This window comes from Mycolicibacterium aichiense (genome assembly GCF_010726245.1).
GTDB lineage: Bacteria > Actinomycetota > Actinomycetes > Mycobacteriales > Mycobacteriaceae > Mycobacterium > Mycobacterium aichiense.
Genome location: NZ_AP022561.1, coordinates 3,357,457 through 3,373,010 on the forward strand (window position 1 = coordinate 3,357,457; position 15,554 = coordinate 3,373,010).

The 15,554-nt window shown below is 69.4% G+C and carries 15 protein-coding genes; 2 read left to right on the forward strand and 13 right to left on the reverse strand.

Going from position 1 to position 15,554, the window contains the following annotated elements:
* Positions 1–17 precede the first annotated feature (17 nt).
* Positions 18–731: a type 1 glutamine amidotransferase gene (locus G6N32_RS16320; RefSeq protein ID WP_115321283.1), complete on the forward strand. Its 714-nt coding sequence runs from the start codon at positions 18–20 to the stop codon at positions 729–731.
* Here G6N32_RS16320 and G6N32_RS16325 read toward each other — a convergent pair.
* Entirely contained in the window at positions 728–1,534 is an 807-nt protein-coding gene (locus G6N32_RS16325) for a C39 family peptidase (RefSeq protein WP_115320481.1), read from the reverse strand. The two genes, G6N32_RS16320 and G6N32_RS16325, sit on opposite strands and share 4 nt — an antisense overlap.
* Before the next feature lie 128 nt (positions 1,535–1,662).
* Between G6N32_RS16325 and G6N32_RS16330 the strand changes: the two genes are divergently transcribed.
* Positions 1,663–3,477, forward strand: a complete 1,815-nt coding sequence (locus tag G6N32_RS16330; protein WP_115320482.1) for a pyruvate kinase — start codon at positions 1,663–1,665, stop codon at positions 3,475–3,477.
* Between the two features lies 1 nt (position 3,478).
* On the opposite strand, the gene G6N32_RS16335 is transcribed toward G6N32_RS16330, so the two are convergent.
* The 12 genes from G6N32_RS16335 to ftsW all read right to left on the reverse strand — a co-directional run bounded on the left by G6N32_RS16335 (position 3,479) and on the right by ftsW (position 15,543).
* Positions 3,479–4,831, reverse strand: coding sequence for a TIGR01777 family oxidoreductase (locus G6N32_RS16335; protein WP_115320483.1), 1,353 nt, complete (start codon positions 4,829–4,831; stop codon positions 3,479–3,481).
* 62 nt (positions 4,832–4,893) lie between these two features.
* Positions 4,894–5,346: a phage holin family protein gene (locus G6N32_RS16340; RefSeq protein WP_115320484.1), complete on the reverse strand. Its 453-nt coding sequence runs from the start codon at positions 5,344–5,346 to the stop codon at positions 4,894–4,896.
* A 26-nt stretch (positions 5,347–5,372) separates the two neighbouring features.
* On the reverse strand, positions 5,373–6,197 hold the full coding sequence (gene wag31, locus G6N32_RS16345) for a DivIVA-like cell division protein Wag31 (RefSeq protein ID WP_115321285.1): 825 nt from the start codon (positions 6,195–6,197) through the stop codon (positions 5,373–5,375).
* 205 nt (positions 6,198–6,402) lie between these two features.
* The gene (locus G6N32_RS16350; protein WP_115320485.1) at positions 6,403–6,693 is read right to left on the reverse strand and encodes a YggT family protein; all 291 of its coding nucleotides are present in this window, start codon (positions 6,691–6,693) and stop codon (positions 6,403–6,405) included.
* Between the two features lie 113 nt (positions 6,694–6,806).
* Entirely contained in the window at positions 6,807–7,487 is a 681-nt protein-coding gene (locus G6N32_RS16355; RefSeq protein ID WP_115320486.1) for a cell division protein SepF, read from the reverse strand.
* 63 nt (positions 7,488–7,550) lie between these two features.
* Entirely contained in the window at positions 7,551–8,297 is a 747-nt protein-coding gene (locus G6N32_RS16360) for a YggS family pyridoxal phosphate-dependent enzyme (protein WP_115320487.1), read from the reverse strand.
* On the reverse strand, positions 8,294–8,998 hold the full coding sequence (gene pgeF / locus G6N32_RS16365; RefSeq protein ID WP_115320488.1) for a peptidoglycan editing factor PgeF: 705 nt from the start codon (positions 8,996–8,998) through the stop codon (positions 8,294–8,296). Before pgeF ends, G6N32_RS16360 begins: the two co-directional genes overlap by 4 nt.
* Positions 8,999–9,028: 30 nt before the next feature.
* Positions 9,029–10,186: a cell division protein FtsZ gene (gene ftsZ / locus G6N32_RS16370; RefSeq protein ID WP_115320489.1), complete on the reverse strand. Its 1,158-nt coding sequence runs from the start codon at positions 10,184–10,186 to the stop codon at positions 9,029–9,031.
* 188 nt (positions 10,187–10,374) lie between these two features.
* Positions 10,375–11,316: a cell division protein FtsQ/DivIB gene (locus G6N32_RS16375; RefSeq protein WP_115320490.1), complete on the reverse strand. Its 942-nt coding sequence runs from the start codon at positions 11,314–11,316 to the stop codon at positions 10,375–10,377.
* Entirely contained in the window at positions 11,313–12,776 is a 1,464-nt protein-coding gene (murC, locus tag G6N32_RS16380) for a UDP-N-acetylmuramate--L-alanine ligase (RefSeq protein WP_115320491.1), read from the reverse strand. Before murC ends, G6N32_RS16375 begins: the two co-directional genes overlap by 4 nt.
* Entirely contained in the window at positions 12,773–13,900 is a 1,128-nt protein-coding gene (gene murG / locus G6N32_RS16385) for an undecaprenyldiphospho-muramoylpentapeptide beta-N-acetylglucosaminyltransferase (RefSeq protein WP_115320492.1), read from the reverse strand. The genes murC and murG overlap by 4 nt, the downstream gene beginning before the upstream one ends.
* On the reverse strand, positions 13,876–15,543 hold the full coding sequence (gene ftsW / locus G6N32_RS16390) for a putative lipid II flippase FtsW (RefSeq protein ID WP_232077788.1): 1,668 nt from the start codon (positions 15,541–15,543) through the stop codon (positions 13,876–13,878). Before ftsW ends, murG begins: the two co-directional genes overlap by 25 nt.
* Positions 15,544–15,554 lie beyond the last annotated feature (11 nt).

A 15,554-nucleotide genomic window follows, 5' to 3' on the forward strand; every position in this document is an offset into this window, starting at 1 on the left:
TGCCGTACCGTATGCGGGTGCCCCGTCAGGTCCTGTTCATCCACAACGATCCGATCGCCCCCGAAGCGCTGCTCGGCGAGACGTTCACCGAACTCGGTTTCGACGTCGACACATTCGAGGTCGTCCCGGCGGAGCGGGCCGGCGACCCAACCGTCGACGTGACCTTCCCCGACCCCACCCGCTACGACGTGATCGTGCCGCTAGGCTCGCGGTGGGCGGTGTACGACGAACGGCTGCCGTGGGTGGCCGGCGAGATCGACGTCGTGCGGCGCGCCGTCGACTCCGGTGTCGGCGTGCTCGGAGTGTGCTTCGGCGGCCAGCTGGTGGCGACCGCACTCGGCGGTTCGGTGCAACGCTCCCCCGATCCCGAGATCGGCTGGCATCAGGTGCACAGCAGCGACCCCGAACTGGTGCCCGACGCCGGGCCGTGGTTCCAGTGGCATTTCGACCGCTTCACCGCTCCGCCCGGATCCAGCATCGTCGCCCAGAATAGCCGCGCCACACAGGCTTTCGTGCATGGCACGGCTCTGGGTCTACAGTTCCACCCCGAACTCGACCACAAGCTGCTGGAGCTGTGGATCGACGATGACCGGACCCGCGGGGACGGTGATCTCACCCGGCTCGGGCTGCGCACCGAGGACCTGCGCGCCGACACCACTACCCATGTCGACGATGCCGCGCGGCGGCTCCGGCAGCTGGTGCGCGGATTCCTCGCGAAGGTCGCCCGCTAGCTACCGGCCACCACCAGCTCGTGACCGCCAGCGGCCCAGGCGGTTTCGAAGGTGTCGATGCTGACCTTCTCGCCCTGGGTGTCGTCGCCCCCGCTGTCGCCGAGATACACCAGATCCGCAGCGGTGTCGATCGCTGCCACGGTCACCAGATGACCGCAATCGCTGCCCTTGCCCGCGCCGTCCCAGATGGTCGAGGAGTTCACGCAGACGATCGCCTGCTTCCCGTCGCCGAGATAGCCCTTCAGCGCGTCCAGGCCTGTTGCGACGCCGGTGTCCGTGGCCTCGCTGTCGTTGCTGTACTTGGAGTCGATGCCGTAGTGCTTGAGCAGCAGCATCAGGTCCGCTGTGCACGTCCCGTGGCCGGTCCCGCCATCCGATGGATCGAAGCTGTCGTCGTAGACCGGTTGCCCGGGGCTGCATTCGCTCGGCGTCTTCTTGGCCAGATCGATCATCTGCGCTTCGGTGGGCGCGTCACCGGTCTCCTCGGCGACGACCAGTCGGGTCGCCATCAGGCCGCAATCGCTCTGGCTCTGCTGCGCCCAGTACCGGCTGGCGGCCTCCGGGTCACCGTAGACCTGGCCCGCCGGCTGAGAATCTGGGCCGTTCTTGGCGCGAACCTTGGACTGCGGCGGCGCCGCGATGGGAGTGGGTGGCGCCGGATCGACCCCGTGACAGCCCCAGTTCGATACCCGCTTCGTCGGGGCCACGGACGTCGTCGCTGCGGCGGCAGAGGTGGCCACGGGAGCCAGCGGTGGTGCGTCCGCCGTCGGCCTTGCCGCCGAGCAGCCAGCCAGCAGCAACATGCCAATTGCCGCTGAACAGCCCAGTTTTCGCATTGGGCGAAGGTAACATGGGCCAGCTCAGGATGTTGCTGTTGCCGACGGGCAACCGTTCACCCAAACGCAACCTGGAGTGACTAGCGTGCCGAACCATGCCCACAGACGCGCAGCAGCTGGCCAGGTTGCACAGCGATGTTGACGCGCTGCTGGCCCAGCTTGCCGATGCCGAGCTGCGATGGCAGCCGTGGACCGACCCGGTGGCCGACGAAAATCGCTGCAGCGCAACGAACCTGGTGCACTACTGGGCGATGCGGCAGGTCGACCTCCGCGATACCCAGCAGCAGCTGACAGCTCTGGGGCTTTCCTCCCTGGGCCGCAGCGAAGCGCACGTCCAGGCGACGCTGCGCCTGGTCTCGGCGGCGATCGCGGCGATGCGCGGGCAGGGCTGGACACCGAACGACCAAGTCTGTGTGGAGGTCGCCGAGGGCAGCCGACTTCTCGAGCGCAACGCCACCGAGCTGCTCGGCCCCGCCGCCGAGGACCGCGCGGCCCGGATCATGGTCACCCTGCCTTCGGAGGCGGCCACCGATCCCGGCCTGTCGCGCACCCTCATCGACTCCGGCATGCGGATCGCCCGGATCAACTGCGCCCACGACGACGCCATCGCCTGGAAAGCCATGGCGGCCAACGTCCGTGCCGCCGCGGCGGCGGCCGGCCGGACCTGCCTGGTGGCGATGGACCTGGGCGGGCCCAAACTGCGCACCGGCCCGCTGGAGCCGGGGCCCAGGGTGGTGCGCCTTCGGCCGACCCGCAACGCCGAGGGTCAGGTGGTGGCCGCCGGGCGCGGCTGGCTGACCTCGGCGCGACGGCCGGTCCGCCCGCCGGAGCCGGACCTGGTCACCCTTCCGGTCAAAGCGGACTGGCTGGCCAACCGCACCGAGGGCGACGAGCTGGTGCTGCGCGACACCCGCGGATCGAAGCGACGACTGCTGCTGGCCGCCGCCGCACCCGGCGGCTTCGTCGTCACCACCGAGAAGACCACGTATGTGGGCAGCGGCACGGTGCTGAAGGCCGGAAGGAAAGACTCCACCAAAGTCGGCGAGTTGCCTGCTGTCGAGCAGAGCCTGCGACTGGCCGCCGGCGACGTCGTGCGGGTCACCCGCGACTGCACGCCCGCACCGGTCGACGAGGGCCAGCCGCCGCGGATCGGCTGCACGCTGCCGGAGGTGTTCGACACCGCCGAGGTGGGCGAACGGGTGTTCTTCGACGACGGGAAACTCGGCGGGGTGGTGGTCGCGGTGAATGCCGACACCCTCGACGTGCGCATCGAGCGCCCCGCGCACGGCACGGCAAAGCTGCGGGCCGGCAAGGGAATCAACGTTCCCGACACCGACCTGCCCATCTCGGCACTGACCGACAAGGACATCGCGGATCTGGCCACGGTGGTCGAGCTGGCCGACTTCGTCGAACTGTCGTTCGTCCGCGAACCCGCCGACGTCATCCGGCTGTTCGAGCAACTGGACCGCCTCGGCGACCGCGATCTCGGCGTGGTGCTCAAGATCGAAACCCGGCTGGCGTTCGAACATCTGCCCCGACTGCTGTTGACCGCGATGCGCCGGCGCCGGGTCGGGGTGATGATCGCCCGCGGCGATCTGGCCGTCGAGGTCGGCTACGAACGGATGGCGGAGTTGCAGGAGGAGACGCTCTGCCTCTGCGAAGCCGCCCACCTGCCGGTGATCTGGGCGACCCAGGTGCTAGAGCAACTCGCCACCACCGGCCTTCCGTCCCGGGCCGAAATCACCGATGCGGCAATGGCGGAACGCGCCGAGTGCGTGATGCTCAACAAAGGTCCCTACATCACCGACGCTGTCGTCACGCTCGACGATGTGCTGGGGCGGATGGCCGGCCACGAGCACAAGAAGAGTTCGTTGCTGCGCAGTCTGCAGTCGTGGCGGGCCACCGACTGAGTCAGCCGGGGTCGTGCCCGAGTTCGTGGGCCAGCGCGCCGTCGACCTCGGGGTGCCGGAATCGGTGGCCCAGCGCGGTCAGCTTGGCCGGTAGCACCCGCTGATTCGCTTCGGCCAATTCCCGGGCGCCCTGCTTACCCAGCAGTACCCGCGGACCGAGCGACGGCACCGGCAGTACCGCGGGGCGGTGCAGCGTCGCCGCGAGCGCCTTGGTATATGCCTTGTTGCGCACCGGATTCGGCGCGACCGCGTTGACCGGGCCCACCATCGCCTCGTCGTAGAGGGCGCGGTAGTAGATGTCGAGCAGGTCGTCGAGACCGATCCATGACAGCCACTGCTCGCCGCTGCCCAACCGGCCGCCGAGGCCGGCGGCGAACAGCGGACGCATCAACCGCAACGTGCCGCCCCGCGCGGCCTGCACGATGCCGGTGCGCACACAGACCGTCCGGACCCCCGCGTCCGCGGCGGGCTCGGTGGCGGCCTCCCAGTCGGCGACCACGTCGGCGAGGAAACCGTCACCGCGCGCACTGTCCTCGGACAGCACGGCCTCGCCGCGGTCGTAGCCGTAGATCCCGATCGCCGAAGCACTGACGAACGCGCCCACCCGCGCACCGGCGGCCAACTCGGCCAGCCTGCGGGTCGGCTCGATGCGGGAGTCGCGGATGGCGCGGCGATGGGCCTCGGTGAAGCGCCCGGCGATCGACTCCCCTGCGAGGTGGACGACAGCATCGACCCCCGCCAGCAGGTCGGGAGCGGGAGCATGTGGTTCCCAACGTCTTTCGTCGGGCCGGACCGGCTCGCGGCGCACCAGCCGGATCACCCGGTGGCCGCCGGTGGTCAGCAGCGCGGCGAGTGCGGTTCCCACCAGGCCGGTGGATCCGGTCACGGCGACGGACAACTGGCCGGCACCGGCGTGCCGGGCATCCCGGTGTGCGGCGAGGTCGTCGGCCAACTGCCGGTGCCGGTAGACGAACGTCGAGCGCAGCGCAGCGCCCGGCACCGTGGTGTCCACCTCGTCACGCATCTCGGTGCGGCCGTTGCCTGCGTCGGCGAAGGAGTGGGTGTGCCGCCACCAGCCGATGATTCGCGGCGGCAGCGTCATCAGTCCGTCCGAGGACAGCACGTCGACGAACTGGTGCGGCGGGTCGTAGCCCGCGGGATCGTGCCGGGCCACCCAGCGCAGGCCGCCGGGCAGCCCGAGGACCGCGCGGCCGTCGGCCAGCGACTCGGTTTCGGCGATGACCTGCATCGGTTGCCAGGGCGGGACCAGCCGCCGCATCGCGCCGGGCCGGGTGTGCCAGGCGAAGACCTCATCGACAGGATGGTCGACGATGCTCGAGTAGTGGATGCCCATGGGTCTCTTTTACCCGTGCGGGCACACGATTGACCGCGCACACCGCCGGGGTCACGAAAAGGTCAGCGTGAGCCGGACTCGCCGGACTTCTGCTCTTCGGGCTCGTCCGCGACCGGGTCGGCGTCGTCAGATGCGGCTTCGTCGGTGGTCTCGGCAGGCTCCTCGGCGACGTCCTCGGCCGTCTCGGGCTCCGCCGCAGCCGGCCCCTCGTCCTCGGGATAGTCGGCGTCGAACGTCGAATAGGTCGTGTCGACCGTCTCGTCGGTTTCCGAGTAGGCGGTGGTCTCGGCGGTAGCCGAGGACTCCACCGACTCGTCGGACGTCGTCACCGGCGCGGGCTCGTCGTCACCGGTACGACGCTGTTGGCGCTCCCGGATCGCGTCGACGATCAGCAGGATCACTCCGACGACGCTGGCCGCGATGCATACCCACGCGACCAGCTCGTTGCTGGTGACGACCGCGGTGACCAGGGCCGCGAGGCCGATCACCGCCAGCACCAGCGCAACGATCAGCATCGATCAACCTCCAGCGCGTGCAGCGCTCAGTTATTGCCCCGGTTGAACTGGTTGAACCCACCGCCGTCGCTGGTCGCGCCGGAATCGACCGGTGCGGCCGATCCGCGCTGGCCCAGCTCCTCGAGCTGGGACTCCAGGTAGGTCTTGAGCCGGGTGCGGTATTCGCGCTCGAACGTCCGCAGCTGCTCGAGCCGTCCCTCGAGGACAGTCCGCTGCTGGTTGATGGTGCCCATGATCTCGGTGTGCTTGCGCTCGGCATCGGCCTGCAGAGCATCGGCCTTCTCCTGCGCCTGCCGAAGCTGGGTCTCCGAGCGGTTCTGCGCATCGCTGAGCAGTGCTTCGGCGCGCTGCTTGGCGTCGGCGACCGTGGTCTCCGCGGTGTGGCGGGCCTCCGACAGGATCTGGTCGGCGTTGGTGCGCGCATCGGCGAGCAGCTTGTCGGCCTCGGCCTTGGCCGTGCCGGTGAGCCGGTCGGCGGTGTCCTGGGCCAGGGCCAGCACGCGAGCAGCCTTGATCGCCTGCTCCTCGCTGGCGGCCGGGCTCGGCGCCGGCGCCGGGGCGGGAGCCGCCTGCGGCGCGGGAGCCGGGGTGGGCTCGGGCTCCGGCTCGGGCTGGTACATCGGAATGGCCTGCGTGGGCTGCGGGACCGCGCCGCCGGAGCGGGCGGACGACAACTCCTGGTCGAGCTCGGCGACCCGCTGGCGCAGATCCGAGTTCTCCTCGATGAGCCTGGTCAGCTCGTTTTCCACCAGGTCGAGGAAGGCGTCGACCTCGTCCTCGTTGTAGCCTCGCTTGCCGATGGGCGGCTTGCTGAACGCCACATTGTGCACGTCGGCCGGTGTAAGTGGCATCATCTGCCCCCTCGGGTCTGAACGGTTGAACGGGTGCAAAGTCTAGAACGTGTCGAACGTTCGTCGGTCCGTACTGTAACTGGCGTCCATCCTGTCACACCAGAACCGCCGGTTGCCTAATTAAGAGCTAATTTCAATTTTCTGGATACCGCTTCCACGGCGTGGCTAATCGCATTTCGCGGCCGGTTGGGGTAGGTTGCCGCGCTCAGGCCGCTGCGCCGAATGCCAGCTGCATTCCGATGAACGCGAGCAGCAGCAGCACCATGATCGACAGGTCGAACCGGACCGCACCGATGGTCAGCTGCGGGATAAGCCGACGTAGCAGCTTCACGGGCGGATCGGTGACCGTCATGATCAATTCGAGGATCACCACGGTGAGTCCACGCGGATGCCAATCCCGGCTGAACGACCGGATGAACTCGACGACGACCCGGGCGATCAACAGCAGCCAGAACACGAACAGCGCGAAGCCAAGAATTTCGAAGAACAGCGACAACTAAAGCCGGTCCTTAATCAAACAGCGGATGTGACATTGCCGACATCGCTGGTGTGAGGCCAGCGCGACGCAGTCAGCCTACCTAAGGCCTGCGGCGTCGTTCGTCCACGTGGTCACTGGTAACTGTAGAAACCCGCCTCGGCGATCCGCCGGCGCTCCTCAGCGCTGACGTCGACGTCGGCCGGCGACAGCAGAAACACCTTGGTTGCCACCTTGTCGAACGACCCGCGCAGGGCGAACGCCAGACCGGCGGCGAAGTCGACCAGCCGCTTGGCGTCGGCGTTGTCCATCGAGACCAGGTCCATGATCACCGGCTGGCCGTCGCGGAAGCGCTCGCCGATGGTGCGGGCCTCGCTGTAGTCCTTGGGCCGCAGCGTGGTGATCTTCGACATCGGGCTGCCTGCTTCGAACAGCTCGGCCATCCGGCGCGGGTCCATCGCCAGTGCGCCGCGGGTCGAACCGCGCAGCGAGCCGAACCGCGACGAGCGCGGCATGTCGTGGGGGTGCTCGAACTCACGCGGACGGAACCGCGGCTCGTCGCCGTACGCGGCGCGGAAGCCGCCGGTCGGTGCGTAGTCCGCCTCGCGCGGGTCCCGAAGATCCTCGTACTCGCGACCCATCCGCGGATCGCGGTCGTCGAAGCGGCCCGGGCGCTCGTAGTCGTCGTCGGCGAAGCGCTCACGGCGGGCGTAACCGCGGTGAGCGCCGCGGTCATCGTCGTCGTAGTACTCGTCGTCATAGTCGTCCATCGGGGCCATACCGAAGTAAGCCTTGACCTTGTGGAGAGTGCTCATCGCTGGACCCTTCTGAAGCGTGAAGTGCGGTGTCTGTGATGAAGATGTGACTGGAGTGACTACTCAGGGAGACGTTAGAGGACGTTGTCCCATAAGCGCGGTTCCGACACGCACACAGGTAGATCCGTGTCGCACCGCCGCCTCCAGGTCGCCCGACATCCCCGCCGACAACGCTGTCGCACCAGGATGATTGCGCAATATCCTTCGGTGTTCGTCGGCCAGCGCCGCGAATGCCGCATCGGGATCGGCACCCAGCGGCGGGACGGCCATCAGCCCGGCCAGCCGCAATCCGCCGGCCTCGGCAACCAGGGCGCACAGCTCGTCGACGGCGCCCGGATCGCCGATGTCCACACCGCCGCGCGAGGTGTCCCCGTCCAGGCTGATCTGGACGAACACGCTGATGGGTGCACTGCGCACCCCCTCCTCGATGGCCAGCGCCACACCCCGGTCCAGCGCCGCGGCCACCTTGGCGGTGCTCAGCGAGTGGACCGTATCCGCCCATGCCGCAATCGCTTTGGCCTTGTTGCGCTGGATCTGACCGACCATGTGCCAGCGAAGGTCGCTCGCCCCGGTGAGGTCGGCCACCTCGGCGATCTTCGCCGAGGCCTCCTGTTCGCGGGATTCACCGAACACCCGGCAGCCCAGCCGCCACAGGATGGCGACGTCGGTCGCCGGGAAGAACTTGGTGATCGGCAGCAGCTCGATCTCGGCGACGTCGCGACCGGCGGCGTGCGCTGCGGCCGCCAGCCGGTCGGTCAGCGCGGCCAGGGCCGTGGCGAGTTCGGCCTCCCGGTCCGTGGGGCTCGTCATTCCATCCACACCAGACACGCCAGCCGACCGGTCGGCGCGTCGCGGCGGTGACTGAACAGCTTGGTGTCGGCCACCGTGCAGCGTGGGTCGGCGTCGATGGCGTTCACCCCGGCGTCGCGCAGTTGCCGGGCGATCCCGGCCCGCAGATCCAGGCCCGGCGTGCCTTTCGCGGTGCGGGTACGGCTGCCGGGCAGTCGCGCTTCGACGTCGGCGGCCATCTGTTCGGGCACCTCATAGTTGGCGCCGCTGACGGCCGGGCCCAACAGCACCGATATGTCCTCGGTGTGGGCACCGCTGGACAGCATGGTCTCCAGGGTTCGCAGCACCACACCGTCGGCGGCACCGACCCGGCCGGCGTGGACGGCGGCCACCACTCCGGCACGGGCGTCGGACATCAGCACGGGCACGCAGTCGGCGGTCACCACGGCCAGGGCGAGCCGCGGCGTGGTCGTCACCAGGGCGTCGGTGTCGTCCACGGCGTCGGCTCGCGGACCATCGACGACGGCGACGTGATCGCTGTGGGTCTGATTCATCCACACCACGTGGTCCTCCGGTAGCCCGATCGCGGCGGCCAGCCGTTTCCGGTTGGCGGCCACCGCTTTCGGATCGTCGCCCACGTGGTCACCGAGATTGAAGGTGTCGAACGGTCTGACCGAAACACCACCGGCACGGGTGGTGGTCACGCGACGGATGACTGTCACAAACCCAGTATTGCGGCAGTGCGGACAGCGTCAGTGCCGCATGAACGGCGGCACGTCGACGTCGTCGTCGGAGATTCCGCCGTCGTCACCGCCACCGATCCGCACCGTCGCGCCGTTGGTGTGCACCGGCACGCTCGCCGGGTCGCTCGGATCGAAGAGCGAGGAGCTGAGCTTGCCCGCCGCACCGGGAACGATCCCCTGGCCGGTCGTCGGGGTACCGACCACCGGCTTGCGGCTCGGGGTGGCCGACTCGAAGCCTGCGGCGATCACGGTCACGCGCACCTCGTCACCGAGCGAATCGTCGATCACGGTGCCGAAGATGATGTTGGCCTCGGCGTGCGCCGCCTCTTGGACCAGCGAGGCGGCCTCGTTGATCTCGAACAGACCGAGGTCGCTGCCGCCGGCCACCGACAGCAGCACGCCCTGGGCGCCTTCCATCGACGCTTCCAGCAGCGGGGAATTGATCGCGATCTCGGCGGCCTTGAGCGCGCGGCCGTCACCGCGGGCCGAGCCGATGCCCATCAGGGCGGTGCCCGCCCCGCTCATGACGCCCTTGACGTCGGCGAAGTCGACGTTGATCAGGCCGGGGGTGGTGATCAGGTCGGTGATGCCCTGGACACCGTTGAGCAGTACCTCGTCCGCGCTGCGGAAGGCATCCATCAGCGAGACCTGGGCGTCGCCCATCTGCAGCAGCCGGTCGTTGGGGATGACGATCAGGGTGTCGCAGCTCTCGCGCAACGCCTGGATGCCGTTCTCGGCCTGGTTGGAGCGGCGCTTGCCCTCGAAGGAGAACGGCCGGGTCACCACACCGACGGTCAGCGCGCCCAGCTTGCGGGCGATGGTGGCCACCACGGGTGCGCCGCCGGTGCCGGTGCCGCCGCCCTCACCTGCGGTGACGAACACCATGTCGGCGCCGCGCAGCAGTTCCTCGATCTCGTCCTTGGCGTCCTCGGCAGCCTTGCGGCCGACCTCCGGGTCGGCGCCGGCGCCGAGACCGCGGGTGGATTCACGGCCGACGTCGAGCTTGACGTCGGCGTCGCTCATCAACAGCGCCTGGGCGTCGGTGTTGATCGCGATGAACTCCACGCCCTTGAGTCCCTGCTCGATCATGCGGTTGACGGCGTTGACGCCGCCGCCGCCGATGCCAACGACCTTGATGACGGCGAGGTAGTTATGCGGGGGGGTCATCGTCTGTCTTCCTCCCAGGTGGGGATCCGGTCTTCGGCCCTTCTGGCAAACCCTCAACCTCAACCAGAGGCTTAGAGTTATGTCAAGTAGTGCCGTGCAACCAGAACGGTATGGCCGGTGGTGTCTGGATGTGGGAGGCGCGCCGGGGTGTCGTCGGCGAATTTCCTCACCCGGCCTGCGCCGACCGGCTACTTGACCGTCGGCAGATCCGGGCTCGAGACGTCGTACACCTTGCCCGGCTGGGTCAGCAGTGCGGCGAGCTTCTCCGCCTTCTCCTCGGTGCGATCCGTCGTCCCCCACACCACGGTGCGCCCGTCGGTCAGCGTCAGTGTCACCGACGCCACCGACGGCGCGGCCACCCGGCTGACCTGACCCACCACCTCCGGGCGCAACGCCGTCATCACCTCGAGCGCGGCCCGCGTCGGCGGATCGCTCGGACCTGGATTGTCGACGTCGATGTACGGCAGGCCGGGCGGCGGCGGCGCCGTCGCGAAATCCACCCCGTCCTTGTCGAACAGGTGCGGGCCGTCCGGATAGTCCTTCACCACCACCGGGATCCGCTCGACGATCGTGATCCGCAACGTCGACGGATACTCACGCTGCACCCGTGCGCTGGCCACCCGCCGGATGCCGGCCACCCGATCGGCCACCTGGTCGGTGTTGATCTGCAGCAGTGGCGTGCCCAGCTGAACCTTCGCCGCGTCCACGACCTCCTCGCGGGTCACCGCACCGATCCCGGTGATCACCAGCGAGCGCGCCGACATGACCGGCGTGAAATAGAGGATCAACCCCAGCCCCACACTGATGATCGCGAGAACGATCAGCCAGACGAACAGCCGCAGACCGCGAACGGTCCTCTTGCCCACCGGTTTCGGCGCTTCGGTGGCCTCGCCGCGAACCCGGCGCTTGGCCTCCCGGCGCGCCTCTTCGATCGCGGTGGCACGCAGCTGCGCCGCGCGCCGCTCGGCACGCTCGCGGCGTTCCCGCATGCGGGGACCTTCGACGACCTGATTCTCTTCGCCGAGATCGACGTTTTGCTCGTCGTCACTCGCACTTTCGCTGCCATTCGTCGGTTTGGGCAGGATGGGCGCGTCTTCGCCGCCACCCTCCCCCGGCTCGGGCTCGCTCATCGATTCCCCTTGGCCTGCAAGGCCGTCAGGATCTCCTGCCCCAGCATCGTGACATCACCGGCGCCCATGGTGACCACGACGTCACCCGGGCGGGCTGAGGCGGCGACCTGCGCGGCCACCGCCGAGAAGTCCGCCACATAGTGCACCGGCACGCTGACGTGCTGGGCCACCGTCGCGCCGCTGATCCCGGCGATCGGTTGCTCACGCGCGGCGTAGACGTCGAGTACGAACGCCTCGTCGGCGGTATCAAGCGCACTGCCGAAGTCTTGTGCGAAAGTCTTTGTGCGCGAATACAAATGCGGCTGAAACACCACGATGCTGCGCGCGCCGACGATGGTGGGGTGACCGGTCCGGTCCTGCTGGGCGACCGCCCGCAGCGCAGTCAGCGCGGCCCTGACCTCGGTCGGGTGATGGGCATAGTCGTCGAAGACCCGGACCCCGTCGGCCGTGCCGACCAGCTCGAAGCGCCGGCGTACCCCTTCGAACCCGGCCAACCCGTCGAGCACGTCGTCGATCGGCGCACCGGCCTCGACCGCGGCCAGCAGCGCGGCCAGCGCGTTGAGTGCCATGTGCCGGCCCGGGACCGCCAGGCGCAGCACCCGCTGATGAGCTTCACCGGCCAACTGGATGTGGGCGACCGCGCCGGTGCCGTGCTGCTCCCAACCGATCAGCGCACCGGCCAGTCCGTCCGCCGGGCCTTCGCCGTAGCGCAGTACCCGAACCCCAAGGGCCGCACTGCGTTCGGCCAGTGCAGCCGACCCGGGATCGTCCGCGCAGGCGACCAGCGCGCCGCCGGGAGCGAGGCGTTCGACGAACGCGTCGAACACTGCGGTGTAAGCGTCGGCGGTGCCGAAGAAGTCGAGATGGTCGGCCTCGATGTTGGTCACCACCGCGACATCGGGGGTGTACTCGAGCAGCGAGCCGTCGCTCTCGTCGGCCTCGGCGACGAAGCAGTCGCCACTTCCGTTGTGCGCGTTGGTGCCCGCCTCGCCGAGGTCACCGCCGACGGCGAAGGACGGATCCTGACCGGCGTGCTGCAACGCGACGATCAGCATCGAGGTGGTCGTGGTCTTGCCGTGCGTGCCGGTCACCATCAGCGTGCGGGAACCGGCCATCAGTTTGGCCAGGACCGCCGGGCGCAGGATCACCGGGATCGCCCGCTTGCGGGCCTCGACCAGTTCGGGATTGGTCTTCGGGATCGCCGCGTGCGTGGTGATCACCGCGGTCGGGCCGCCGGGCAGCAGGTCGAGATTGGCCGCGTCGTGACCGATGCTGATCACCGCGCCGCGGGCCCGCAACGCCACCACGCCGCGAGAGTCCTTGGCATCCGAGCCCGATACCAGTCCCCCACGGTCCAGCAGGATCCGTGCGATACCCGACATCCCCGCGCCGCCGATGCCGACCATGTGCACGCGCTGCAGTTCCGGCGGCAGCTCCCGGGGACCCGTCGGCGCGCTCATCGGCGACCCTTTCCACCGTGTGCGACGTCGAGGGCCACCTCGGCGACGCGCTGTGCAGCATCCCGGTGTCCGACCCGCGCGGCGGCCGACGTCATCGCCTGCAGTCGCGGCGGGTCGGTCAGCAGGCCGACCACCTCGCCGGCGATGAAGTCACCCGTCAACTGGGCGTCCTCGACCAGCAGCCCACCGCCGGGGTTGACCACCGGCAGCGCGTTCAGCCGCTGCTCGCCGTTGCCGATCGGCAGCGGGACGTAGACCGCGGGCAATCCGACCGCCGACACCTCGGCCACCGTCATGGCGCCGGACCGGCAGATCGCCAGGTCGGCGGCGGCGTAGGCGAGGTCCATCCGGTCCAGGTACGGCACGGCGACGTAAGGCGGCTCGCCCGGCTGGGTGTTGCGCAGGTCGAGGGTGTTCTTGGGGCCGTGGGCGTGCAGCACCGCGATGCCCGCGGCGGCCAGATCGGCCGCGGCCGCCGACACCGCGCGATTGATCGAGGCCGCGCCCTGCGAGCCGCCGAACACCAGCAGCACGGTGGCGTCGTCGGCGAAGCCGAAGTACTCGCGGGCCTGCGCGCGCAGCCCGGCCCGATCAAGCGAGGCGATCGACGCGCGCACCGGCATACCCACCACCTCGGCGTGCCGCAGTCCCGAATCAGCCACGGCGGCCAGCACCTTACGGGCACTCCGGGCGCCGAGCTTGTTGGCGATACCGGCGCGCGCGTTCGCCTCGTGCACGACAACCGGAACCCGGTGACGTGCGGCCAGGTAGGCAGGGACAGCGACGTAGCCGCCGAACCCGATCACCACGTCGGCGGCGACGTCGTCGAGCACCGCGCGGGTTTCCCGCACCGCGCGGCGCACCCGCAGCGGCAGGCGCATCAGGTCGCCGTTCACTCTGCGGGGCAGCGGCACCGGGGTGATGAGTTCCAGGTCGTAGCCGCGGGCGGGAACCAGCCGGGTCTCCAGACCGCGTGCGGTGCCCAGTGCGGTGATCCGGATATCCGCGTCCAGCGCTTTGAGCGCGTCTGCCACCGCCATGGCCGGTTCGACATGCCCGGCGGTGCCTCCACCGGCAAGCACAACCGACACCGAGTCACTCACCCGTAACGCTGACCTTCCAATGTGCGGGACCGCCGTGCCCGACTGCTTCCCTGATTCGGCTGCTGCGCGCTGTTACGCGGAGCGTCACCATGATGCCCTGAGCGTCGGGTGGGTCGCTGGGCCGTCCTCGTTTTACCAGTTGACGCGGCAGGTAGCGCGGCACGGTCGCGGGTGGACCGGGTTGTCCGGGCCGTTTTCTTGGCCGGTTTGCGCTCCGGCCGGGCCGGGCGGGCCGGCCGTGCGGGCTTGGCGGCTTTGGCGGCGTTCGGCCTGCTGCGCAACCGGTCGCGCGCCGCCTCCACCCGGGAAGGCACGTAGGGCTCGGGCAGCGGCAGCCGCAGGATGCGGTTCATCCGGTCCTCGCGGCCCGCGCGCAGAGCGGCCACCGCCTCCGGTTCGTGACGGGCTGCGTTCGCCATCAGGCCGATCATGAACAGTGTTGTCGCCGTTGATGTTCCACCGGCAGAGATGAGTGGCAGCTGGATTCCGGTCACGGGCAGCAGGCCGATGACGTAGCCGACGTTGATGAACACCTGGCCGACCACCCACATGGTGGCCGACGCGGTCAGCAGCCGCAGGAACGGGTCGGCCGAGCGGCGGGCGATGCGCATACCGGTGTAGGCGAACAACCCGAACAGGGCGAGCAGCCCGAAGGCGCCGACGAAGCCGAGCTCCTCGCCGATGATCGCGAAGATGAAGTCGTTGTGGGCGTTGGGCAGATAGTTCCACTTGGCAGTGCCCTGACCGAGCCCGTCGCCGAAGACGCCGCCGTTGGCCAGCGCGAACTTGGCCTGCCGGGCCTGGTAACCCGAGCCCTGCGCGTCGGCGCCGGGATCCAGCCACGATCGCACGCGGTCGGACCGGTAGCCCTCGGAGACCGCCAGCACGGCGGCGGCCGCGACGGCGGCGCCGAGTGAGGTGACGAAGACCTTCAGCGGCAGGCCGGCGTACCAGAGCAGTGCCAGCAGGATGATGCCCAGCGACACGGTCTGTCCGAGGTCGGGCTGGGCGACGATGAGCGCCAGCGCGATCACGGCGGCGGGAATCAGCGGGATGAGCAACTCGCGCAGCGACGCGTGTTCGAGGCGCCGGGTCGCCAACAGGTGCGCACCCCAGATGGCGAACGCGATCTTGGTGAGCTCGGACGGCTGCATCGACAGCCCGGCGACGACGAACCAGCCACGGGAACCGTTGGATTCGTGGCCGATGCCCGGGATCAGCACCAGCACCAGCATCACGATCGTGACGGCGAACGCAGAGAACGCCGTGTTGCGCAGGAAACTGACCCGCACCCGCAGGGCGATCCAGAATCCGACCAGACCAACGACGGTCCACAGAACCTGGCGGCCGAAGATCGCCCAGGGCGAGCCGTCCTCGTCGTAGGAGTGCACACCCGAGGCCGACAGCACCATCGTCAGGCCGAGCGTGACCAGCAGCGCGGCCACCGAGATGATCAGGTGGAACGACGTCATCGGCCGGCCCAGCCAGGCGCCGAACCTGCGGTGCACCTCGAACCGGTGCTTGGCGGGTGCCGCGGTGGAGGCTACCGGCGTGGTGGTGGCCTCGGCGTCGGGTGCCGCGCCGTCGACCTCGTCGGCGTCGGCGTCAACGGCAGTGGTGTCCGCGGTGTCGGCCGAGCCGCGACGGCGCAGCCGGGACAGGATCGTGGGCACGG

What these genes read in the sequence shown, in the direction of transcription:
- G6N32_RS16325 (WP_115320481.1), bottom strand. Translation starts at nt 1,534, where the DNA reads ATGTTGCTGCTGGCTGGCTGCTCGGCGGCAAGGCCGACGGCGGACGCA.
- G6N32_RS16330 (WP_115320482.1), top strand. Translation starts at nt 1,663, where the DNA reads ATGCCCACAGACGCGCAGCAGCTGGCCAGGTTGCACAGCGATGTTGAC.
- G6N32_RS16335 (WP_115320483.1), bottom strand. Translation starts at nt 4,831, where the DNA reads ATGGGCATCCACTACTCGAGCATCGTCGACCATCCTGTCGATGAGGTC.
- G6N32_RS16340 (WP_115320484.1), bottom strand. Translation starts at nt 5,346, where the DNA reads ATGCTGATCGTTGCGCTGGTGCTGGCGGTGATCGGCCTCGCGGCCCTG.
- wag31 (WP_115321285.1), bottom strand. Translation starts at nt 6,197, where the DNA reads ATGCCACTTACACCGGCCGACGTGCACAATGTGGCGTTCAGCAAGCCG.
- G6N32_RS16355 (WP_115320486.1), bottom strand. Translation starts at nt 7,487, where the DNA reads ATGAGCACTCTCCACAAGGTCAAGGCTTACTTCGGTATGGCCCCGATG.
- G6N32_RS16360 (WP_115320487.1), bottom strand. Translation starts at nt 8,297, where the DNA reads ATGACGAGCCCCACGGACCGGGAGGCCGAACTCGCCACGGCCCTGGCC.
- ftsZ (WP_115320489.1), bottom strand. Translation starts at nt 10,186, where the DNA reads ATGACCCCCCCGCATAACTACCTCGCCGTCATCAAGGTCGTTGGCATC.
- G6N32_RS16375 (WP_115320490.1), bottom strand. Translation starts at nt 11,316, where the DNA reads ATGAGCGAGCCCGAGCCGGGGGAGGGTGGCGGCGAAGACGCGCCCATC.
- murC (WP_115320491.1), bottom strand. Translation starts at nt 12,776, where the DNA reads ATGAGCGCGCCGACGGGTCCCCGGGAGCTGCCGCCGGAACTGCAGCGC.